The sequence below is a fragment of the Nostoc sp. DedQUE12b genome, from assembly GCF_034530835.1.
In the GTDB taxonomy this organism is placed as follows: domain Bacteria; phylum Cyanobacteriota; class Cyanobacteriia; order Cyanobacteriales; family Nostocaceae; genus Nostoc.
In genome coordinates, this window is sequence record NZ_JAVRCI010000107.1 from 1 (window position 1) to 20,233 (window position 20,233).

At 42.1% G+C, this 20,233-nt stretch carries 21 protein-coding genes; 12 read left to right on the forward strand and 9 right to left on the reverse strand.

Features of this window, described 5'->3' with window-relative positions; translation table 11 throughout:
* The 6 genes from RMY16_RS29950 (at position 1) to RMY16_RS29975 (ending at position 5,895) form a co-directional block, all read left to right on the forward strand.
* On the forward strand, positions 1 to 132 hold the full coding sequence (locus RMY16_RS29950; RefSeq protein WP_322739435.1) for a LemA family protein: 132 nt from the start codon (positions 1 to 3) through the stop codon (positions 130 to 132).
* A 6-nt stretch (positions 133 to 138) separates the two neighbouring features.
* The gene (locus RMY16_RS29955; protein WP_322739422.1) at positions 139 to 2,070 is read left to right on the forward strand and encodes a M48 family metallopeptidase; all 1,932 of its coding nucleotides are present in this window, start codon (positions 139 to 141) and stop codon (positions 2,068 to 2,070) included.
* Between the two features lie 368 nt (positions 2,071 to 2,438).
* On the forward strand, positions 2,439 to 3,158 hold the full coding sequence (locus RMY16_RS29960) for a hypothetical protein (RefSeq protein WP_322739423.1): 720 nt from the start codon (positions 2,439 to 2,441) through the stop codon (positions 3,156 to 3,158).
* Positions 3,159 to 3,511: 353 nt separating this feature from the next.
* Positions 3,512 to 3,649, forward strand: a complete 138-nt coding sequence (locus RMY16_RS29965; RefSeq protein WP_322739424.1) for a hypothetical protein — start codon at positions 3,512 to 3,514, stop codon at positions 3,647 to 3,649.
* The gene (locus RMY16_RS29970; RefSeq protein WP_322739425.1) at positions 3,630 to 4,397 is read left to right on the forward strand and encodes a DUF1350 family protein; all 768 of its coding nucleotides are present in this window, start codon (positions 3,630 to 3,632) and stop codon (positions 4,395 to 4,397) included. Before RMY16_RS29965 ends, RMY16_RS29970 begins: the two co-directional genes overlap by 20 nt.
* 361 nt (positions 4,398 to 4,758) lie before the next feature.
* Positions 4,759 to 5,895, forward strand: coding sequence for a PP2C family protein-serine/threonine phosphatase (locus RMY16_RS29975; RefSeq protein ID WP_322668276.1), 1,137 nt, complete (start codon positions 4,759 to 4,761; stop codon positions 5,893 to 5,895).
* Here RMY16_RS29975 and RMY16_RS29980 read toward each other — a convergent pair whose 3' ends face one another.
* From RMY16_RS29980 to RMY16_RS30000, 5 genes are all read right to left on the reverse strand, one after another.
* Positions 5,896 to 6,222, reverse strand: coding sequence for an STAS domain-containing protein (locus RMY16_RS29980; protein ID WP_322739426.1), 327 nt, complete (start codon positions 6,220 to 6,222; stop codon positions 5,896 to 5,898).
* Between the two features lie 656 nt (positions 6,223 to 6,878).
* Complete coding sequence (locus RMY16_RS29985; protein ID WP_322739427.1) at positions 6,879 to 7,007, reverse strand: hypothetical protein; 129 nt, start codon at positions 7,005 to 7,007, stop codon at positions 6,879 to 6,881.
* A 63-nt stretch (positions 7,008 to 7,070) separates the two neighbouring features.
* Positions 7,071 to 7,736, reverse strand: a complete 666-nt coding sequence (grpE, locus tag RMY16_RS29990) for a nucleotide exchange factor GrpE (protein ID WP_322739428.1) — start codon at positions 7,734 to 7,736, stop codon at positions 7,071 to 7,073.
* A gap of 97 nt (positions 7,737 to 7,833) precedes the next feature.
* Entirely contained in the window at positions 7,834 to 8,325 is a 492-nt protein-coding gene (locus RMY16_RS29995; protein WP_289799395.1) for a Dps family protein, read from the reverse strand.
* A 172-nt stretch (positions 8,326 to 8,497) separates the two neighbouring features.
* Positions 8,498 to 8,761, reverse strand: coding sequence for a ParB N-terminal domain-containing protein (locus RMY16_RS30000; RefSeq protein WP_194043156.1), 264 nt, complete (start codon positions 8,759 to 8,761; stop codon positions 8,498 to 8,500).
* Between the two features lie 115 nt (positions 8,762 to 8,876).
* Here RMY16_RS30000 and RMY16_RS30005 point away from each other — a divergent pair, with 115 nt between their 5' ends.
* The gene (locus RMY16_RS30005) at positions 8,877 to 10,604 is read left to right on the forward strand and encodes a SpoIID/LytB domain-containing protein (RefSeq protein ID WP_416211717.1); all 1,728 of its coding nucleotides are present in this window, start codon (positions 8,877 to 8,879) and stop codon (positions 10,602 to 10,604) included.
* Between the two features lie 277 nt (positions 10,605 to 10,881).
* Here RMY16_RS30005 and RMY16_RS30010 read toward each other — a convergent pair whose 3' ends face one another.
* Positions 10,882 to 11,181, reverse strand: a complete 300-nt coding sequence (locus RMY16_RS30010) for a ferredoxin (protein WP_194043152.1) — start codon at positions 11,179 to 11,181, stop codon at positions 10,882 to 10,884.
* A 645-nt stretch (positions 11,182 to 11,826) separates the two neighbouring features.
* Between RMY16_RS30010 and RMY16_RS30015 the strand changes: the two genes are divergently transcribed.
* From RMY16_RS30015 to RMY16_RS30025, 3 genes are all read left to right on the forward strand, one after another.
* Entirely contained in the window at positions 11,827 to 12,843 is a 1,017-nt protein-coding gene (locus tag RMY16_RS30015) for a Gfo/Idh/MocA family oxidoreductase (RefSeq protein ID WP_322739429.1), read from the forward strand.
* A complete protein-coding gene (map, locus tag RMY16_RS30020) occupies positions 12,843 to 13,628 on the forward strand; it encodes a type I methionyl aminopeptidase (protein ID WP_322668280.1) in 786 nt (261 codons plus the stop codon). The genes RMY16_RS30015 and map overlap by 1 nt, the downstream gene beginning before the upstream one ends.
* A 348-nt stretch (positions 13,629 to 13,976) precedes the next feature.
* Positions 13,977 to 14,591 (forward strand): Uma2 family endonuclease, encoded by a 615-nt coding sequence (locus RMY16_RS30025; protein ID WP_322739430.1) that lies wholly within the window; start codon positions 13,977 to 13,979, stop codon positions 14,589 to 14,591.
* Positions 14,592 to 14,611: 20 nt separating this feature from the next.
* Here the strand turns inward: RMY16_RS30025 and RMY16_RS30030 are convergent, their stop codons facing one another.
* Positions 14,612 to 15,964, reverse strand: a complete 1,353-nt coding sequence (locus RMY16_RS30030) for a pentapeptide repeat-containing protein (protein WP_322739431.1) — start codon at positions 15,962 to 15,964, stop codon at positions 14,612 to 14,614.
* A 93-nt stretch (positions 15,965 to 16,057) separates the two neighbouring features.
* On the opposite strand from RMY16_RS30030, the gene RMY16_RS30035 reads away from it, so the two are divergent.
* A complete protein-coding gene (locus tag RMY16_RS30035) occupies positions 16,058 to 16,375 on the forward strand; it encodes a hypothetical protein (protein WP_322739432.1) in 318 nt (105 codons plus the stop codon).
* Here RMY16_RS30035 and RMY16_RS30040 read toward each other — a convergent pair.
* Together RMY16_RS30040 and chlP are read right to left on the reverse strand one after the other, a co-directional pair.
* Positions 16,355 to 17,194, reverse strand: a complete 840-nt coding sequence (locus tag RMY16_RS30040) for a GNAT family N-acetyltransferase (protein ID WP_322739433.1) — start codon at positions 17,192 to 17,194, stop codon at positions 16,355 to 16,357. The two genes, RMY16_RS30035 and RMY16_RS30040, sit on opposite strands and share 21 nt — an antisense overlap.
* A 654-nt stretch (positions 17,195 to 17,848) precedes the next feature.
* Positions 17,849 to 19,069, reverse strand: coding sequence for a geranylgeranyl reductase (gene chlP, locus RMY16_RS30045; protein WP_292873356.1), 1,221 nt, complete (start codon positions 19,067 to 19,069; stop codon positions 17,849 to 17,851).
* A gap of 396 nt (positions 19,070 to 19,465) precedes the next feature.
* Here chlP and RMY16_RS30050 point away from each other — a divergent pair, with 396 nt between their 5' ends.
* The gene (locus tag RMY16_RS30050; protein ID WP_322739434.1) at positions 19,466 to 19,942 is read left to right on the forward strand and encodes a hypothetical protein; all 477 of its coding nucleotides are present in this window, start codon (positions 19,466 to 19,468) and stop codon (positions 19,940 to 19,942) included.
* Positions 19,943 to 20,233: the final 291 nt, after the last annotated feature.

Here is a 20,233-nt window from a genome sequence, read left to right on the forward strand (position 1 = left end):
GTGACACTTTACAACACCAAGAGCGAATCTTTTCCTAGCAACCTTGTGGCAAATACTTTTAACTTTACTGTTGCTGAATTGCTCCCCGAAGCTACTCCAGAAATGAGAAATGCTCCACGCGTGTCTTTTTAGGTGTCTATGAATTTCTTTGAACATCAGGATCGGGCACGCCAAAATACGCAACAATTAATCGGGTTATTTTCGCTGTCGATCGCAGTCATGATTATGGCAATTTATATTGCCAGTTTATTTCTGTTTCGCATGGCTCCTCGTGTTTGGTGGCATCCAGGGTTATTTCTTTACGTGACTGGGATTACAATAATTGCGATCGCAGTCGGAAGTTTGTACAAAGTTGCTTGTCTCCGGCAGGGCGGAAGCGTAATTGCCCAAGAGTTAGGAGGAAGACTCCTGCTACCAGAGATGGCTGATGAACAAGGGCGACAACTATTAAATATTGTCGAGGAAATGGCGATCGCTTCTGGTATTTCTGTCCCACAAGTTTATCTCCTCGACAGAGAAACCAGCATTAATGCCTTTGCTGCCGGATTTACGCCCAATGATGCTGTAATTGGAGTTACCCGTGGAACTTTGGAACACCTGAGCCGGGATGAACTACAAGGAGTTATCGGCCACGAATTCAGTCATATTCTTAATGGAGATATGCGGCTGAATTTGCGTTTAGTGGGACTACTGCATGGGATTCTATTCATTTACTTAACTGGGGAATTGCTGTGGCGTCTTCGCGGTAGCTTCCGTTTAGGAAAGGAAGACAAGGGTTTACCTATCTGGGCTTTTGGTTTGGCACTGATGGCAATTGGCGGTATTGGATTACTTTGCGGACGCCTGATTAAAGCCGCCGTTTCTCGCCAGCGTGAATTTCTTGCCGATGCTTCAGCCGTACAGTTCACTCGCAACCCCAATGGACTTACGGGAGTCTTTCAAAAACTCCAACAGATGGATTCACGGTTAATATCGCCGGGTGCAGAAGCCTCTAGCCACATGTTTTTTGGCAATGCCCTCAACCCCTCTTTCTGGGAAGATATGTTTTCTACCCACCCACCTCTAGCAGAACGTATCCGCCGCGTTGGGGGTTTGAACGTCAGCAATTTAGCAGCAATGCCATCTCGCAATCAGATGGGTTCCCCTTCCCAGGAATCCCTAACAATGGGCTTTGCTGGCGGTAGCAATGCCACGCCAGAAAAGGTTGTAAACCAAGTTGGAAGCGTTACACCAGAGCATTTTGCCCATGCTCAAGCGCTGTTATCGCAGTTACCAGAATCCCTGCGTTTGGGCGCGCGAGAGCAGCAAAGCGCAATGGCGATCGCTTTTGCGTTAGCGTTAGATACAGAAAATCTCCAAATTCAAGAACGTCAAATTGCTTGGTTACGCGAAGTGCAGTCTGCTGAGTTGGTAGACAAAACCCTACAATTAAGTAGCGAAATTAATCAGTTAGATCCCAGAATTCGCTTACCACTTGTGGATTTAGCAGTACCCGTATTGCGCCAAAACTCTGCCAAAGAATGCCAAAGGCTGTGCAAATGCGTCCACGGTTTAGTTGTAGCCACCGGAAGTTTATCGCTGTGGCATTTTGTGTTGCAGTTAATACTGTGGCATCGTCTGCAACCTAGTATAAATCCCACATCTACTACAACCGTAGAATTCACCTCCATCGAACAGATTTGGCCAGATAGTCTATTAATATTGTCCGTAATTGCCCGTGTTGGACACTCCCAACCTAATGCGTCTACTGAAGACATTGCCTATGCTTTTCGTTCTGGAGTTTTTCGACTTCCCAAAGCCGGAGAGCAAGAAAAACCAGAAATGCCATTAAGTTGTAATTTTACTGAACTAAAGAAAAGTATTGAGCGCCTGCGGCTTGCCACTCCCAAACTCAAACAAGCTATTGTTGATGCTTGCGCCCACACGGTACTATTAGATAACAAAGTTACTCCTTCAGAAGCAGATTTACTCAGAGCGATCGCTATGACGCTAGACTGTCCTATTCCCCCATTCTTAAACTCTCAGCCTGGTGTTTCAAAACAGAAACAACTTTCTCCAAAACGAAGTTAATGTAACGAATGAGACACGATTATTTATAACTCAATAAATAAAGTCCGTTTTTGCGGACTTTTCCATTCTTAAATGACTGTTTGCTAGAACAATTTCAAGTTGGTGAGGTACACAAGCTAAGTCTGTTACCCAGGTAGAAAGCGTGTTTTACTCCTGAATTCTGTTAGCGCAACGGGGCGTAGCCCATTTTGAATTCTGAATTCTGCTGTAAATAGTTATCTTGGCAAAATAGTATCATATTGTACAAAAATTATTGATATTGCCTATAAGTATTAACTGCACGAAAAAGTTTAGACAAAATGCCAGCATTCTAGAAATTTGATTGCTATATTAGATTAAATAACTATTCTGGCAAGGGTTGAAAAGCTGTGCGGGATGATTTACAGGGCTTGGAAATTAGTCAGAACGATCTGCAAAAGCTGACTAATTTACCTGTCAATGGGGAACTTTTAATTATTACAAATCCTCTCAAGAGATTAGCAAATATATATATACAAAAACTTAAAAGCTCTGAAGGAGCAACTGTAGTCTTTATTGGATTTTCTACATTTATTTTCGTATATATTTTATTTGACATCATTATTAAAATATTTGTTACATGGATAACAATTCCATCATGGATATTATTAATTTTCTTAGCACTTTGGGTTGGTGGTTTGACGCAAAGTATCTTATATTTGATCTGGAAAAGTAGAAGTAAGTTTGTTAAAGCTAATATGACTAAATCTTTGCAAATCCTGTTAAATGAGGTTAATAGATATAATACTGTTATTAGAGTTATAGATATCAATGACCAAATAGAAGAAGCTGGTAATCCAGAAGTGATTATAAAGGAAAGAGAGGATGTAATCGAAGCACTTAAACTCACCAAAGCTGATTTAGTTCGAGCTTTAAAGACAGAAAAAATTTTGAGAGAGAACAAGAATTTTATCCTGAGTAATACAGAACTATTTGTCAACAATTTAGCAACTTTAACAGCTATGCAAGTAACAGAGGAGGCTACTGAGCATGGAAGATTACTCAATGAAGCATTACAAATTGCATTAGATGTGCAATACGAGATGAAAAGATTACAGACTCAACGTTAAGATAATTCGTAATTCGTAATTAAGTTTTGTAATGGGGATTTAGAAAGAGTTGGAGAAAGCGTAGGTGCTTATGATAAATAGACTTCTGGGCATTTGTCGGGAAAAGGGTAAGGGGGAACGGGGAAAGGTTCTGTATTGTCCCCTTCCCCTTTAACATGAACCCCTTTTTCCCCCTCTTGCCAAAAGCACTTTTGCAAGAGGTCTAATGCATAGACGCTGCTGGGTGGGTTGGTTTCCAATACTTCTCGCTTTGTGCATTTTTAACTCGGAATCGGGTTTGGGGTAAAGGGTAAGGGTTAAAGGTTTTTTCTTTCCCTTTTCCCTTTCCCCTTTTCCCCAAAACCCGAGAAGTATTGGGTTGGTTTCCGATCTACTTGCTAGAGATTATCAATGGCTTTTTCCATAATCTTTCCCACGGTTGCAATCCCCGGTCTACCATAAAGAATATTCGTAAAGCGATCGCTTATCCGCATGGACTGGAAAGAAATTAGAGGGAACTGGGTAATCATTCCCCGAAATCCCATAGGTATCGTTCATTTTTTGGGAGGTGCATTTGTCGCCACTGCACCACACATCACTTATCGCTGGTTACTCGAACAACTGGCAAGTAAAGGCTATGTTGTAATTGCTACGCCTTTCGTCAATACACTGGATCATACTGCGATCGCAAAATCCGTGCTGTTAAACTTTGACCGCACCCTCGAACGATTGCATGATTCTGGGGCATTACGCAAGCTTTACTTTCCCATCTACGGCGTTGGGCACAGTATGGGCTGTAAACTCCACTTGCTGATTGGTAGCCTTTTTAAAGTAGAACGTGCAGGCAATATTTTAATATCCTTCAACAACTACGCCGCTAAAGAAGCTATTCCTCTAGTAGAACAATTCAATTCTACTTTGAAAATCGAGTTTACCCCATCGCCGTTGGAAACTAACAAACTTGTCCAAGAATGTTACAGTATCCGGCGCAATTTATTAATAAAATTTAGTAATGACACCATCGATCAATCGGCAGCTTTAACCAAAATCTTACAAGAACGTTTTGATGAGATGGTGACAGCGCAAACGTTACCAGGAAATCATACAACACCTTTAGGTCAAGATATTAAATGGCAAACGGGAACATCTTTTACCCCTTTTGACGCTTTAGGACAATGGTTGAAGCAAGAAGCATACCGCGACTTAAACCAGTTAAAAAGCAACATTCTTTTATGGCTAAATCCTTTGGGAGCGCCATAATATTTTATGACTGTTAAATAGTCGTAAATTCTCTGAGTAAATAGAAATGAGTTATAGTGCTTCTCATTTGAGTCTAATAAAGACCAAACCCTCAACTCCTTATGCCTGTTGCCCCAACGTAAGGTACTCTCTCTTAAAAAGAGAGAGTAGTCAAATTCTATTGCATACATAGACGCATAAGAACTACTCTACGAGTTCTCCGTTTGCGCTAGCGTCTCCCCAGAAGGAGCATCCACAGGGTACGATAAGCGCTATAGCAGCATTTTTCTGTGTATTGATACTACTAGCTTATTAGCTCATATCATATTTTTATTTTCTAGTTTGACAAAAAATTATTAATGAGTGTTTTCAAAAAATTTATATGTTTCAAATACTAATAATTGATGATGACCATTCAATAAAAATACTCCTGAAAAGGATGTTGGAAAAACAGGGTTATGAGGTCGTTACTGCCAGTAGCGGCGAGGAAGGAATAGAAAAGGCACTAGTTTATCGTCCAGCACTAATTATTTGTGATTGGATCATGCCGGGGTTGACTGGACTAGAAGTTTGCCACCGCATTAAGACAAACCCCAAATTTTTCACCACATTCTTTATTTTATTAACATCCTTAGATTCCGTTGCCGATTGTGTCAAAGGTTTAGATGCTGGTGCTGATGATTTTATCTCTAAACCTATTGAGCATAATGAATTACAAGCACGCGTAAGAGCGGGATTACGCCTGCATCAGTTGAGTAGAGATTTGCAGGCTCAAAAGTTGCTTCTAGAATCAGAAATGTCAGAAGCAGCAGAATATGTGCGATCGCTGCTACCTCTTTCCATGACCGAACCCTTCAATATAAATTTCCGATTCATTCCCTCGCGACAACTTGGCGGTGACTGTTTCGATTACTATTGGCTCGATGATGACTATTTGGCAATTTACTTACTCGATACCGCCGGACATGGACTCAAAGCTACTCTTCCTTCTGTTTCAGTGCTAAATCTGCTGCGTTCCCGTGCGCTCAAAGGTTTGAATTACTATCAACCTAGTGATGTATTGAAGGCTTTGAATGACACTTTTCAGATGAATTATCAAAATGACAAGTACTTTACAATTTGGTATGGAGTTTACAACCGAATCAACCGTCAGTTAATTTATGCTAGTGCAGGCCATCCACCAGCAGTTTTAGTTACCGGCACCTCTCCAAGAAAGTCTGAAGTTCAACTCTTGAAAACCCCTGGTATGCCAGTTGGTATGTTTCCAGAGGCAAAATATGTTGATGGGTTTTACAATATTGAAAAATTCAGTACCCTTTACATTTTTAGTGACGGCGCTTATGAAATCACTAAATCAGACGGCACACTTTGGAGTTTGGATGCTTTTATTCAGCTACTAGTTAGCTTACAAGATCCTGTTGATAGCCAACTCGATCGCGTACTCAGTTATTTAATAGCTTTGAACTCCAAAGATGCTTTTGATGATGATTTATCTATTTTGCAAATGAAGTTTGATTAATTACGTATTAGAGACTAAAACCTGATTAAATGCATCTTGACTGGGAAAAATTTCAAATACTTTATCCATATTAGTTAGTTCAAATAATATCCTGACTTGCTCATTAATTGAGCAGAGAACAAGCTTAATATCCGCTGCTCGCAAGGTTTTAAAAGCTAATACTAAAGCTCCTAAACCCGAACTATCCATAAACGTTACATCTTTAAAATCAACTAACACAATTTTCGCACCACTTTCTAAAATGTCAGTGATATTTTGTCGGAAGTCTTGTGAAGTTGTGGCGTTCAAATTACCACTGAGTTTAATAACTTTTACTTGTTCTCTCATAATTATGTCACTCTGACTTATGTAAATAATACTCTGATTTTGCTATTATAGAACATTTAAAAATACTTGTAAAATAAAATTTCAGATTATCTATAGAGTAATCATTCATAATTAATCAGGATAGATAAAGATTAATTATAAAATTTTGAATCTATTTTTTTGTCATCAAAACAAATAGTTAGCTTAATTAATTATAGTTTTCTTACTATAAATAGACCAATTATAAAGAAACAAGCTAAGTAAGTTGGCATGATAAACAACTGGTATATCTAGTTTTGTAAAAATGTTGTAATGACGAATTTATAAGCCGTTCGTTGATTTGATGTTTTGTCATGTATGTTAATTTTTTAACGCCGACTTACTTGCATCTCATGGATTTAAATATATACTTACATACAAGCTGAAGTTACTGCTTTTCAGATGATTTACCAAAAATTTTACAAAACTGAGATTCTCCAATAAATCTCATGATAATAATTATCATTAAGCAACTCAGAATTAAACTTGTTGCAGCGATGCCTACGGCTCGCTACGCCTATGCATAGCTAAACCGAGTCTAGCAGTAGCTTTTCCTCCCTGAGTACTCATGATAGTAACTAGGATCTACATTTATTTATGTCCAATTACTTACATAATTGAAATCATTTACCTCTGGACTACCGCTCTAGAGCCAAAAATTTAGGTTTCAACAGTGCCAAGCAAGCTAGAACCGACACCAAGGCTTTAAAAAAAGTTTTCTGAAGGCGATCGCCTCTGCTATCTTGAGTATTCCCAATATCTGTCATTGCTCGACAGACAATACAAAAAGTAAAGAGTTGTGAATTTGTTACTTCTAACTTCTCACTTCCTCAAATAGGACTCACTTTGGCTCTGTAAAGCAGTTTCTCACCTTGAACATAGCCAATGTAGCGTACTTTGACTGTTTCTCCAGGTTGTGCAGTTCCCTCCAGCAATTGGTGCAGTTGGGGATCATAAGGTAATTCTGCTCCCACAGGTGCGATCGCTTCCACTCCCCACGCCTGTAAAAGCTTGTCCAGAGGTTTTTGCACCAACGGTACTATTTTCACTGCTGCTAGCTGGGGATTTTCCTGCGCTTTCTGTGCTGCTGTTGGCCATTGCAATAATAAAGACTCCAGCAGTTGCAAACTCGACTGTTGGAGTTCTTGTAGTAATATTTCTCGCTGTTGTTCTAATTGAAGCTGCGAGCGATCGTACTCTCTTCTTAAATTTGTAATTTCTTGTAACAATTCCTGAGTTGGCGCTGTTTTCTCTTGTGAAAACTCTACGGTTGAGAAAGTTGCGATTAATTCATTCAATGGCATCTGTAGCACTGGCGACAGCTTGAGCAGCACATCTACCCGCATCTGCTCTAGCTTTCCTTGGCGTAAGCGCAAAATTTGACGCTCTGAGACACCAGCAGCGCGACTCAGTGCTTTAAAACTAGAAATACCTACCTGTTGCATTAAAGTTTGCAACTTTTGAGTATGGGGCATTGGGGATTGGGTATTGGGCATTGGGGATTGGGGATTAGGAATTGGGCATTGGCGATTAAGTTTTTTCTCTATCCGCTATTTCCTGTGCCCTATACCCCATTCCCTATTCTCCTAATTCCTATTCTTCCAGTAAACTTCTCAACATCCAAGCTGTCTTTTCGTGTACTTGCATCCGCTGAGTCAATAAATCGGCGGTAGGTTCGTCGTTAACTTCCTCTATCACCGGAAAAATAGACCGTGCAGTTCTGACTACGGCTTCTTGTCCTTCCACAAGTTCGCGAATCATCTCCACAGCTTTAGGAACTCCGGGAGTTTCTGGAATCGAACTTAGTTTGGCATATTCGCTGTAGGTTCCTGGTGCAGGATAGCCAAGCGCTCTAATTCTTTCGGCTATTAAATCAACTGCTAAGGCTAATTCTGTATACTGGGTTTCAAACATCAAATGCAATGTTTGAAACATCGGCCCCGTTACATTCCAATGGAAGTTATGAGTTTTCAGATACAGTGTATAAGTGTCAGCCAACAGGTGAGATAAACCATCGGCAATTTTAGCCCTACTCGCCTCGTCAATGCCGATATTTACATTTTTGACTGTTACTTTCGATGACATAATTTTCTCCTAATTAGGTTATATGTAATTGGGGATTGGAAATTGAGCATGGGAAAGAGGGCTTAGGGACAAGGAGAAAGACTTGATTGTAAGTTCTAAACTTTTGTCACCTTGTCCCCCTTGTCCCCTTGTCTCCTCTGCTCCCCTGCTCCCTATTCCCCACTCCCATTTTCTATGCCAAGTGCATCTTTAAAACGCTACGGGGTGCTTTACGGACTCTTGCTAAAACGGTTTCTTTGCCTAAACGTTGGCAAGCTTCATACCGATGGCAACCAGAAAAGCCATAATATTGTCCATCTACTTCTAGGACATCAATAGGTTCTTGCTGCCCAATCTCCGCAATCGATTCCATTAAAGCTTGTACTTTATTTGGATCGTTTGTACGGGGCAATGGCCGTTTTATCTGATTTAATGGAATTTCTTGGACTCTAACCATAAAGAGTTTATCCAACTAGTTCTGTTTTTTGCCTCTAAATAAATCATAGTCATTATGACTTCGTTTTGCAACTAATATTTAGGGCAAAATTGGTAATGGTATCATTGGAGCATTCATGCGACAAAAAAACCGCGCTACAAAGCAATTGGAAAATCAGCTCCAACGACTCATTAAGGGGCAGAAGACCCTCTCTACGAGAGATGACTCGCGATCGCAACTCTTGCAGACGCTACGCGAACGCTATCAGGTAGCCATGAAATTTTCGTTTTGGCGTTTTCCCCACACTGTACTGACAACATTTTGTCTATTGGGACTGACTGCTGCATCAGGGCCTGAGAGCAACATCCAGGATATAGAACTGAAAATTGGAATTGTGCAGCGATTTGGCGCCGAAGCCACAGCCAAGCTGCAACTGGAACCCATGAAAGGCGATCGCTTAAAGCTAAAATTTCAAGCGGGCAATAAGCAGCAAATCCTGTTTACGAAAAATCCTGTAAAGCTGGAAACAGTTATGCAAGCTTTACCCCAGTCAGCAGTAGAAGAAGTAGTAGTTTTGGGCACATATCGCACTTTTGAAACTGCGGAAGACAGTGCTAAAAAATGGCGTTCTCAGGGAATGGAAGTGGAAATAGCCCAGCCAGAACGCTGGCAGGTTTGGGCTAAACGAGATGTTTACAGCACCCCTTTACTGCGACGCTTGTTATTACAAAACATCCAAGCTTCTACCCAACAAAAAGTATATCTTGATACTAAAGTTTTGAAGCAAGTGCCGCGAGTGAGTTGGGTGGTGGATGGTAATCGCTATAGCCCGAAGGACTTGGAAATTAGCACTGATAAAAACTTGATTCGGGTAAATAAAAGCGAGAAACCAGAAAATGCTCGTCTTTATGCCGGTCGATTGAATTTGCAGCCAAATGCCTATGGCACATACACTCTCGTTAACCAAGTACCCTTAGAAACTTATTTGCGTGGAGTTGTACCTTACGAAATAGGAATAGATGCACCAAAAGCGGCGCTAGAAGCTCAGGCAATTCTCGCCCGGACTTATGCCCTGAGAAATTTACGTAGGTTTGCCGCAGATAACTATCAGTTGTGTGCTGATACTCATTGCCAAGTTTATTATGGGTTGAAGGGAGCAGCTGCCAAAACAGACCAAGCGATCGCCTCAACCAGGGGTAAAGTACTAACTTATAAAAATGAACTCGTAGACGCCCTGTATTCTTCTACCACTGGTGGCGTCACCGCTTCCTTTAGCGATGTCTGGAATGGCGACGATCGTCCCTATTTGCGCCCTGTACTTGATGCTCCGACCAATTTTTGGGACTTGTCTAAGCAGAACTTAGCAGATGAAAAGAATTTCCAGAAATTTATTAATACGCAACAAGGATTTAATGAAAGCAAGTGGGATATGTTTCGTTGGCATAAAGAAACCCCTTTAAAGGATATTATCAAGGACTTGCAGAAATTTTTACAAGTGAAAAACAGTCCCCATGCCAAATTTAAAACAATTCAGGCTATGGCAGTAGTGGAGCGAAGCCAGAGTGGACGTATCCTTGAACTTGCAGTTAAAACCGATCGCAGCACCTTTATTTTGCACAAAGACGAAGTTCGCAGTGCTTTTGCCGCCCCTACAAGTACGCTTTTTTACATCCAACCCTTGAACAAAGGCAAATCGGAACTCTGGGGATACGCTTTTATTGGTGGTGGATTAGGACATGGTGTCGGCTTGAGTCAAACTGGCGCTCAAAATTTAGCAAAACTAGGTTGGTCAAGTCCAAAAATTCTCCAGTTTTACTATCCTGGTACTCAAATTCAAATTCTCAACAAAGAAATTAAGCTTTGAGCTATTGGCATTCAAGTTGCATCTGTAAACTAGAAGTCGAGAGTTAAAAAGAGGCCAAAATTATAGATATAGATAGGAAACTCCATACTTAAAAAATTAAGCAGGAACACAAAATTTACTGTGTTCCTGCTCATTATAAAATTAGACTTTTTGTCAAAGTCGCTTTTAGAGGTAGACACGATATTGCATTGCAAGAGTGTTAACTCTAAATATCCTGCTTCTATTTTGTCGAAATTAGTAACTCTTGCAAGAGGTTTATATTTGAGTCGCTTAACTCTTAGTAAAGGTCTTCTTCTTTGTGAGTTTCGATTGTGACGTCAGAGGTTGGGTAAGCAACACAAGTCAGTACATATCCCTTTTCTATTTGTTCATCATCTAAGAATGACTGATCGCCCTGATCGACAGTACCCTTGGTGATTTTACCTGCACAGGTCGAGCAAGCACCAGCGCGGCAAGAGTAGGGCAGGTCAAGACCAGCTTCTTCGGCAGCGTCTAGAATATAGACATCATCATCAACGTCAAGTGTTTGGTTTAGCCCTTCAGCTTCGTTGACTAGTGTCACTTTATAAGTTGGCATTGAGTAATCCTCTCTTTTGCAAACGGCAGTATAAGTTATCTTAAGGCAAAGGTCACGGCAGTTCTGTGGAATTAGCCGCTGGTTTAAATTTGCTTCAATTCTGATACTACGAGAAAAATTAAACGATATAACTGGAAATTGAACCCGATTAGTAATGAAATTTAGTTACTTAATCCCGATAAGTTTTCTTTATATTATTTTCTACCCTAGTCAGGTTGTGATTAGAAAAAATTATATGCCCGAAAAGTAAACATGAGTAAGGTTAATGTTACCAGTATTTTGTAGGACTTACGTAGAAGAGATTCCCCAACTCCTTTAAAAAATAGGGCTGTTTCATTTTTTAATCTGATTTAAATGCGCTCGTTATCAGTGAAAGAAACATAACAGTACAGTAGAGATTTAATTTTTCTTTTGCCATTTTTTGTTCATTGTATTGACAAATTTCTAACATTATGGATTAAAAAAGGCTTTTTCTTTTGAAGTCTTCCATTTTGAGTACACGTAATTCTATCTAGCTGCAAATAAAGTCTTATTGTCCTTGAGGGGGTAGGACGAATGTTGTAGAGTCTAGACTGGTGAACCCCATGAAGAGAGAATCTCACCATTAGAAGCGTGGGAAGATCAAAAACAGAACTAATGAGGATCATGTATAATTCAGAAGCAGCTTTGGAAAAAGCAAGAGTGCGTGTAGGTTTGGTAGGTACTGGGTATGCGGCAAAGTTTCGGGCTGAGGCATTGCTCCGTGATGAGCGATCGCACATAGTCGCAGTTGTTGGTCATACCAGAGAAAAAACCGAAACCTTTGCCAGAGAGTACCAGATTCAAGTCTTGAATACTTGGCAAGAACTCGTAGAACGTGAAGATATAGACCTAGTAGCGATCTCCACTATTAATCGAGATCATGGTGCGATCGCTCGTGCAGCACTTACCAACGGCAAACATGTGATTGTAGAGTATCCTCTTTCGTTGGATGTGGTAGAAGCTGAGGAACTGATTGCCTTAGCCAAAGCACAACAAAAACTCCTGCACGTTGAACATCTGGAACTTTTGGGTGGTTTGCATCAAGCTTTGAAGAAAAACTTAGACAAAATTGGTGAGGTGTTTTATGTTCGCTACAGCACCATCAATCCTCAAAATCCTGCACCCCGCAAATGGACTTATAACCATGAGTTTTTTGGCTTTCCCTTAATGGGGGCATTGTCTCGGCTACATCGTCTCATAGATTTATTTGGTACAGTATTTACTGTTAACTGTCACCAACGATATTGGGAAATAGAACCGGAATACTACCAAACCTGTTTCTGCACTAGTGAACTGTCCTTTAACAGTGGACTTTTAGCCCAAGTCGTGTATGGCAAAGGCGAAAGTATTTGGCAATCAGAACGCAAGTTTGAAGTTCACGGTGAAAAAGGTGGTTTAATTTTTGATGGCGACACCGGGATATTCGTCCAGCCAGGGGAAACAACACCTATAGAAGTTGGCCCTCGTCGGGGTTTGTTTGTCAAAGACACGAATATGGTGTTAGACCATCTTTTTGACGGGACTCCTTTGTACGTTACCCCAGAGGAGAGCTTATATACCTTAAAGGTTGCTGATACTGCACAAAGAGCTGCACAGACAGGGTTAACTATGTTTATGAAAGATACTTTAGATAAAAGTTAATGAAAACTGAACTAATTGTTATTTTATCCCAACGAGAAATAGAGAAAATGCGTCAAGCTGGGCGTTTAGCTGCTAAACTTCTCCAGCATCTAGAACCCTTTGTGAAGCCAGGGGTTAGCACTCTTGAACTAAATGATGAAGCCGAACGTTGGACGCAAGCGCATGGCGCAAAAAGCGCACCCCTTGGCTATAAGGGTTATCCTAAATCAATTTGCACCAGTGTAAATGAGGTAATTTGTCACGGCATTCCCAACGCTAAGCAAATTCTCAAAGAAGGTGACATTATTAATATTGATGTAACGCCAATTGTTGAAGGTTATCACGGCGATACATCGAAGACATTTTTTGTTGGTACTCCTTCCCCAAAAACCAGAAAGCTGGTAGAGGTGACACAAGAGTGTTTGCGCTTGGGTATTGCTGAAGTTAAACCTGGGGCACGCATTGGCGATATTGGTGCAGCCATTCAAGAGTATGCTGAAGGACAAGGCTTTTCTGTAGTGCGAGATTTCGTTGGCCACGGCATCAGTAATATTTTCCATACTGCACCGGATATTCCCCACTATGGCACACGTGGTAAGGGTAAGCGCCTCAGACCAGGGATGGTTTTTACCATTGAGCCAATGATTAACGAAGGTACTTATGAAGTCGAGGTTCTGGGCGATAAGTGGACTGCGGTAACGCGTGATCGCAAGCTTTCTGCTCAATGTGAGCATACCCTAGCTGTAACTGAAGATGGCGTTGAAATTCTCACCCTACCGGAAGGCGAGAATTACTGGGGTGTATGACAACATTAGAATGAAAAAAATTCCTTTCATTTGGAAGGAAGCAAAGCCACTAGTACCGCAAGGCGGAATTAAAAATTAAAAATGAATACAGCCTAAGCGTTTCATAGATTTGAAATGGTGAGGCAGTAAGGTTTTGGGAGTTCCCCCATGAGGAACTGCCGAACCCGTTAGCCCAGCGTTAGCGAGTCTTCTCCCAAGGGGAGACGCTAAGAGCGAACGAGCGTCAGGGGTGGTTAACTTCCGCCATGCTGTACTAGTTAAAATTCCTGAAAGACTTATATTTTGTTCGCTCAAGGATGTCGTAAAATCTCTTGTTTTTTCAGCGCTCTCTGTTACGGAGGTAGGATTATGACCCAAGCGTTGCCCAAATTACTCACGTTCAATGAATTTATTGAGTGGTATCCCAACGATGGGAAACGCTATGAATTACACAAAGGAGTAATTATTGAAATGCCACCTCCAACCGGACAACATGAAAAAATTATTGCTTTTTTATCGCGGAAATTAACCGTGGAGTTTGATCGTCTTAATTTACCTTACGGAATTCCCAAAACCGTATTGGTCAAAACTCCTTCTGCCGAATCCGCTTATTCGCCTGATGTGTTGCTACTAAATCTTGATAATCTCGACAATGAACCGCTTTTTCAAAAACAGTCAACAGTGAGCCAAGCGGCATCGGTTCCAATAGTTATTGAAGTTGTTTCGAGCAACTGGCGAGATGATTACTACAATAAATTTGGAGATTATGAAGAAATGGGAATTCCTGAATATTGGATTGCTGATTATGCTGCATTGGGTGGAAGAAAGTTTATCGGCAATCCCAAACAACCCACTATTTTTGTGTGCGAATTAGTTGATGGTGAATATCAAATGACAGCGTTTCAAGGTAACACCGCGATTTCATCACCTACCTTTCCCCAATTAAATTTAACTGCACAGCAGATTTTTAATGCGGCTAACTAATTTTTTATCTATTCTTATAATTATCTTCCCAACTTATTAGGAATACCTTCACAACCACCAGGAATCGTGCCTCTGGTTTTTTCGCCACCCCAAGTGCAACAGTAGCAACGTGCAGACTCAGACATCCGTTGTACGTTGCTGAAATCGGCATTTTCGATCACAGCGCCGGTTTGTTCGCCGGTTTCATAATTTGGTGGTTCAGTGCGACTGCGGGGTGAGGCTTTATCTACTACACCATAGAATAGGCGAATACCGTTGATGTCAGCACCATCGAGATTCGCATTGTATAAAATTGTGCGGGAGAGGTTGGCTTTTACTAAATCACAACCGCTCAGATTAGCGCGGACAAGATTAGCTTCGCTGAGGTCAGTCCAACGTAAATCAGTACCAGAAAGGTCTGCTGCGGCTAGCATTACGCCTAAATCGATGACGCGCACACCTTCGAGGCGGTCTTCTGCATATCCGCCAGTTCCATCAAGAATGGCTCGACCTAATAGGCGATCGCGTTTTAGGGGTGACAGCAACTTGGAACGTGACAGAAAACGGAGAATTTTCGCTTTACCACTGCCATCGACACTACTTAAAATTGCCGCAGTGCGTCCTTCCGCGATCGCTCTTTCTTGGGGCCAATCTTCTAATAATCCTTCTTCATCTAATACCAAGTCTGAAACGCCTTGGAAATAAGAATCGATTGTCTGTTGCTGGGTGATAATATTTTGCTGAACTGTGAGCAGATTTTGCTGAATTGTCAAGTCTTTGGAAATGACATATTGTCGCCAAGCTACGTAAACGGCAATGATGGCGATGAGAATTTGCCCTAAAGCGCCAAACCATTCTGCGAGGCTACCAGCAATATCCCAGTTAATCTGGCGTCCTAAAAGCAGTAAGCGATCGCCTATACCTGTGAACCTGATCGTGCCGATAATGGCTACTATTAGTCCCAAAATGGCAACAAACAGGGTGCGTTCTTGGGGTGAAAACCACTCGTCTAAAACTTCTTGCAACCAAGGCAATAATATCGCCAGGGATAAGAGCAAAGCCATTAGCGTGCCGATAATGCCAACGATCCAGTTATTGAGGATAATTCCAATGAAGGTGATTGTGATCGCGATTAAAATAATCAGCAATGCCCTTGGCTTAACTGTAAATTGCTTGCTAATGGGTTGCTTGAAGTCAGAACGGGCAAGTTTTAGAGCAGTTGTATGTTGTGGAGATTGCAAAGAGGCGATCACAGCTAGGGCTTGTTGTGTTGCTAGTGCTTCTGAGCTTAGGTTATTCTCAGCTGCACCACCGTCAAAGTCATCTGGCTGCAAATCCTTTTCAGAGGCTGGGTCTGGGGTTGGTAGATTAGAGGAATCGGGTTCAATCGTCATGTTTTCTATTTTGCCCCTTCAATCCAGGTTATGCAGCGTTTCTGCCGGAGTAAATCGTTAAAAAACAGGCTGAAAATTATCCTGCTTGTCTTTGTGGCAATTACCACTATTGCCCTGACAGTCATCGCCAGACCAGTTGCTCACCTAACTTTAACAGCCTGGAGCGATCGCGATGACCGTCAACCCCTACCTCCGGGCACAGTTGATGATGCCAGCCATCTGAATCAGACACAGGTGACAATTAAGCAAGTTAATAGTCAGCCTGGAGTTACTGAGGTGATACTACAGTCTGTACTTAGAGATGCCTTACGTCAAGGTAAGAAGGTAGCGATCGCAGTTTGCAATTCTGCCATAGAAAGTAATTTAATTGGAGCGATCGCTTTATTACGCTTACTCCTTCGAGGTGAATGAGTATTCGTGCCAATCGCTTAGGGGGCGATACCCAATCGCTTGATAAATATGATTGGCTGTGGGATTGGCTAAATCTGCCATGAGCAAACAATCGCGGCATCCCTGGTCTAGCAGTTTTTGGCTTAACGCTGTGACACAGGCAGTGGCATATCCTTTGCGACGATACTCTAGTGGTGTATAAGCTAAATTGATCCGACCAATTGTAGGTAACACTTGTTTACCAGACGCAACCGAAACTGGAGTGCTATCAACCCAAAAATAAGTATTCTGCTGTTTCAACCGATTATCTACTTGGTGTTCGACATCTTCGCTCACTGCCTCATCTATCTCAGATAAAAATGCACAAAGCCACTCGATCAAAAGAGAGCGATCGCTTTGAGTTGCCAGTCTGAGATATCCGCTGGCCGTTGAGACTTTTTGCAGTGCCGTTAATTGGTAAATTTTCATTACCACCGACCGTTGATAGAATTGTTCTGTCAGCGTTTGCCAAGTCTGCGAGAAGATTTCTGCTTCTTTAGCCAGTCCCATGCTTCCTGGCAGTTGCTCTTGACGTAAATCTTGAGCAATCAACCGCAAGGCATCCATATTCTGGGCTTTGGATAGGATCAATTTTTGGGGTGGGGTGCGGATGGCAACAGCCAGAATCTCGCCACTTGTTTGGACAATTGCTAAATAAGGCTTACCCAGATAACGTTCTGGGTTATGCAACAAGGTATGCGAAATACTGAGCAAAACATTGTTTTCTACCTGATGCTGGAGTAAATAAGCCTGAGTGCAGTGCCAGAATTCCTGAATATTGTCGAATCGATGTAGTTGCATGATTTGCCTTCTTTACTAACTATAGCAAAGTGCTGAGTGCTATTAGCGGTAGCGGGGCGTTTAGCCCGTGCTGAGTGCTGAGTCAAAACCCAGTCGTTTCAAGCCTTTGAGCAATCAACACTGTCCTAACTTATGTGACTACGGCTATAAGTACAGCATTTCATTAATTCATAGCGACTTGAATTTGGCAATACACTCCAATGACAATGCGTCGGCTTGCATTGTTAATGCGTCAGGCCGCCTTGTTAATGCGTCGGCTTGCATTGTTAATGCGTCGGCCGCCTTGTTAATGCGTCGGCCGCCTTGTTAATACGTCGGCTTGCATTGTTAATGCGTCGGCCGCCTTGTTAATGCGTCGGCTTGCATTATTAATACGTTGGCCGCCTTGTTAATGCGTCGGCTTGCATTAAAAACGCTACACTTTTACGCAAAACTGTACTAAGTTAAGAGTTGCGCTATCTAGAACTTCACAAACTACCCTTTCAAGGTGACTCGTAAAATCTCTTTTCTCTCTGGGCTGCGCCAGTTGCTACCCTTCGGAAACATATATTGTGGGGTGGGCATCTTGCCCGCCCTGATTCATGAGCGTGCAGGATGTCCACCCCACAAAATTGAGTAGTTTATTTGTTAGAATTCCCAGTCCTTTGCCCTCAATTAAGGTGCAAGAGCATTACCCCGAATTAGGCTACCAATAGTTTTGGCAGTAATCTTCAATTGGGTGATGGGATTAGCTGGGACAACCGTTTTATACAGATAGCTATCAAATGTTAGCCGTTGTACATCGAGGTCATCACACATTTCCACAAAGGCCTCGCGGGTAGCATCGGAACGATAGAACACGGTTTGCAGAATGTCCAACACCTTGTAGGTGAGTCCGTATCTTTTATCCCAACGCTTCAGGTAAACCTTCAGGTCGCCTTCTGTAGGAATCCGGCTACCACTGTTAGATGCTTCGACAATGGTTTCGGCACACATCCGCCCAGATTTAGCGGCAAAATAAATACCTTCACCAGAAGACTTGGTAACGTAACCAGCAGCATCTCCCACCAAAGCGATGCGACCGACAACACGACGGGGACGGGGATGTTCGGGAATGGGGTGGGCTTCTACTTTGATGATTTTACCGCCTGCTAGCTTCTCGGAAGCACGGGCACGGATACCCGCTTGTAACTGTTTGATGCTGGCTTTATTGATCTGCATCGTACCAGTACCGACAGCTACGTGGTCATATTTGGGGAAAACCCAAGCGTAGAAATCGGTAGAAACGTCATCACCGACATACATTTCGGCGAGATCGTTATAGTAGGCCATTTTGTCTTCGGGTAAGCGAATCCGCTCTTGGAAAGCGATCGCATAATTGTAATCCCCAGCGTCCATTTCCTTAGCAACGCGGGAATTAGCCCCATCTGCCCCAATAATTAGATCCACTTTCAGAGTTTTGGCAATACCCTGTGATATCCCATCTGTATGGTCAATGTAATGAATGGTATAGGGATCGGTATTGTTTCCTGGTATATCAAGTTTATGAACAGTGGCATTAATTAAATTTGCACCTAATTTTGCCGCGCGATCGCGCAAAAAGCCATCCAGCACTTCCCGGCGGCACATTCCTATATATTCATCTTCATTTATCAAATTGATATCAACCTCGCGATTGGAAGGCGAAATCATTTTCATCTTCCGTACCCGGCGATCGATAATCTCTGGTGGTAAGTCAAATTCACTCACCATACAGAGGGGAATTGCACCCCCACAAGGCTTTGCATTATCCAGCTTCCGCTCAAACAGGTAGGTTTCAATCCCAGAGGCTGCCAGTGTTTCTGCGGCAGATGAACCAGCAGGGCCTGACCCAATAACAGCAACCCGTAGTGTCAAAGGTCTTTCTCCCAATCTTCACATTTACCGAGAGCATACTACCACGGTCTTTCTAGTGATTTGGCGCTTTTCCTCCAGGTTTCTGCACAAATGCAATATTCCTTAACGTTTCGATACGAAAAGCGAGATGGGGGATGGATGGCATTTACCACTGGGAATCATCACAACTCATTTAGTTTGAAGCGTAAGTTTTACCCCACCCTAACCCTCCCCTTGGAAAGGGGAGGGAATTAGATTTCTTTTTTCCCCCCTTTCCAAGGGGGGATTAAGGGGGGTAATTCGACTTGTGTGTACACCAGAGAAGTTAATTTCCCTACTCCCCCTTCCTTAAAATACTGTGCGATCGCATTTACCAGTGGGAATCATAACAAACAGATTCACCACAGTAAATAAACAATGGCTTACCAAAACATTACAGGCTCCCTTACCCCAGCAGATATCCAAGAAATTAAAGTAGCCTTTGCGACTATCCAAGCAAAATTGCCTTTTCTGGTGACTCTGAGTGTAGAAGAACGACGCAAGTTATTTAAAATGGGCGATAAAAGCCTAGCTTTTGTCAACACTAGCCTGACTGCTGCCCAATCTAACCGAGAAATTCTCCCAGCCAGCTTTGATGTAGATGAGTTTGTGCGGGATTATCAACTAGCCGCCACTCTCAGCGAACTTCTGATTGGACTGCGACAACTGACAGAACAAGTAGATGATACCTTAATGGCTGTCGGTAGTGAGACAATGAGCAGCAGTTTGACAGTTTACGATTACGTCAAGACTGCTGCTAAGAAAACTCCAGGGTTAAAAACTATTGCCGAACAGTTAGGGGAACGGTTTAAAGCTATTAAAAGTAAACCTGCTAAAACTGCTTCTGGTTCATAGGCTGTAAACTTTGCCAGAGATAGGGGAAGAGTGAAAGGGGAAAAGTTAAAGGTAGATGCAAATCCTTTTCTTTTCTCCTTTCTGTTTGCTCAACTGGTGAATGAGTCTTTGATACTCGTCGGCGAGTCTTTTATACTCGTGGATGAGTCTTTTATACTCGTGAGCGAGTCTTTTATACTCGTGGATGAGTCTTTTATACTCGTGAGCGAGTCTTTGATACTCGCGGATGAGTCTTTGATACTCGCGGATGAGTCTTTTATACTCGTGAGCGAGTTTTTAATATTCATGAGC

Bases quoted from the DNA above. Each gene is read 5' to 3' on its own strand.
- RMY16_RS29975 (WP_322668276.1), top strand. From the start codon at position 4,759: ATGTTTCAAATACTAATAATTGATGATGACCATTCAATAAAAATACTC.
- RMY16_RS30000 (WP_194043156.1), bottom strand. From the start codon at position 8,761: ATGGTTAGAGTCCAAGAAATTCCATTAAATCAGATAAAACGGCCATTG.
- grpE (WP_322739428.1), bottom strand. From the start codon at position 7,736: ATGCCCAATACCCAATCCCCAATGCCCCATACTCAAAAGTTGCAAACT.
- RMY16_RS30040 (WP_322739433.1), bottom strand. From the start codon at position 17,194: ATGCAACTACATCGATTCGACAATATTCAGGAATTCTGGCACTGCACT.
- RMY16_RS29995 (WP_289799395.1), bottom strand. From the start codon at position 8,325: ATGTCATCGAAAGTAACAGTCAAAAATGTAAATATCGGCATTGACGAG.
- RMY16_RS29970 (WP_322739425.1), top strand. From the start codon at position 3,630: ATGGACTGGAAAGAAATTAGAGGGAACTGGGTAATCATTCCCCGAAAT.
- RMY16_RS29985 (WP_322739427.1), bottom strand. From the start codon at position 7,007: ATGACAGATATTGGGAATACTCAAGATAGCAGAGGCGATCGCCTTCAG.
- map (WP_322668280.1), top strand. From the start codon at position 12,843: ATGAAAACTGAACTAATTGTTATTTTATCCCAACGAGAAATAGAGAAA.
- RMY16_RS30025 (WP_322739430.1), top strand. From the start codon at position 13,977: ATGACCCAAGCGTTGCCCAAATTACTCACGTTCAATGAATTTATTGAG.
- RMY16_RS30010 (WP_194043152.1), bottom strand. From the start codon at position 11,181: ATGCCAACTTATAAAGTGACACTAGTCAACGAAGCTGAAGGGCTAAAC.
- RMY16_RS30050 (WP_322739434.1), top strand. From the start codon at position 19,466: ATGGCTTACCAAAACATTACAGGCTCCCTTACCCCAGCAGATATCCAA.
- RMY16_RS30005 (WP_416211717.1), top strand. From the start codon at position 8,877: ATGCGACAAAAAAACCGCGCTACAAAGCAATTGGAAAATCAGCTCCAA.
- RMY16_RS30030 (WP_322739431.1), bottom strand. From the start codon at position 15,964: ATGACGATTGAACCCGATTCCTCTAATCTACCAACCCCAGACCCAGCC.
- RMY16_RS29980 (WP_322739426.1), bottom strand. From the start codon at position 6,222: ATGAGAGAACAAGTAAAAGTTATTAAACTCAGTGGTAATTTGAACGCC.
- RMY16_RS30015 (WP_322739429.1), top strand. From the start codon at position 11,827: ATGTATAATTCAGAAGCAGCTTTGGAAAAAGCAAGAGTGCGTGTAGGT.
- RMY16_RS29955 (WP_322739422.1), top strand. From the start codon at position 139: ATGAATTTCTTTGAACATCAGGATCGGGCACGCCAAAATACGCAACAA.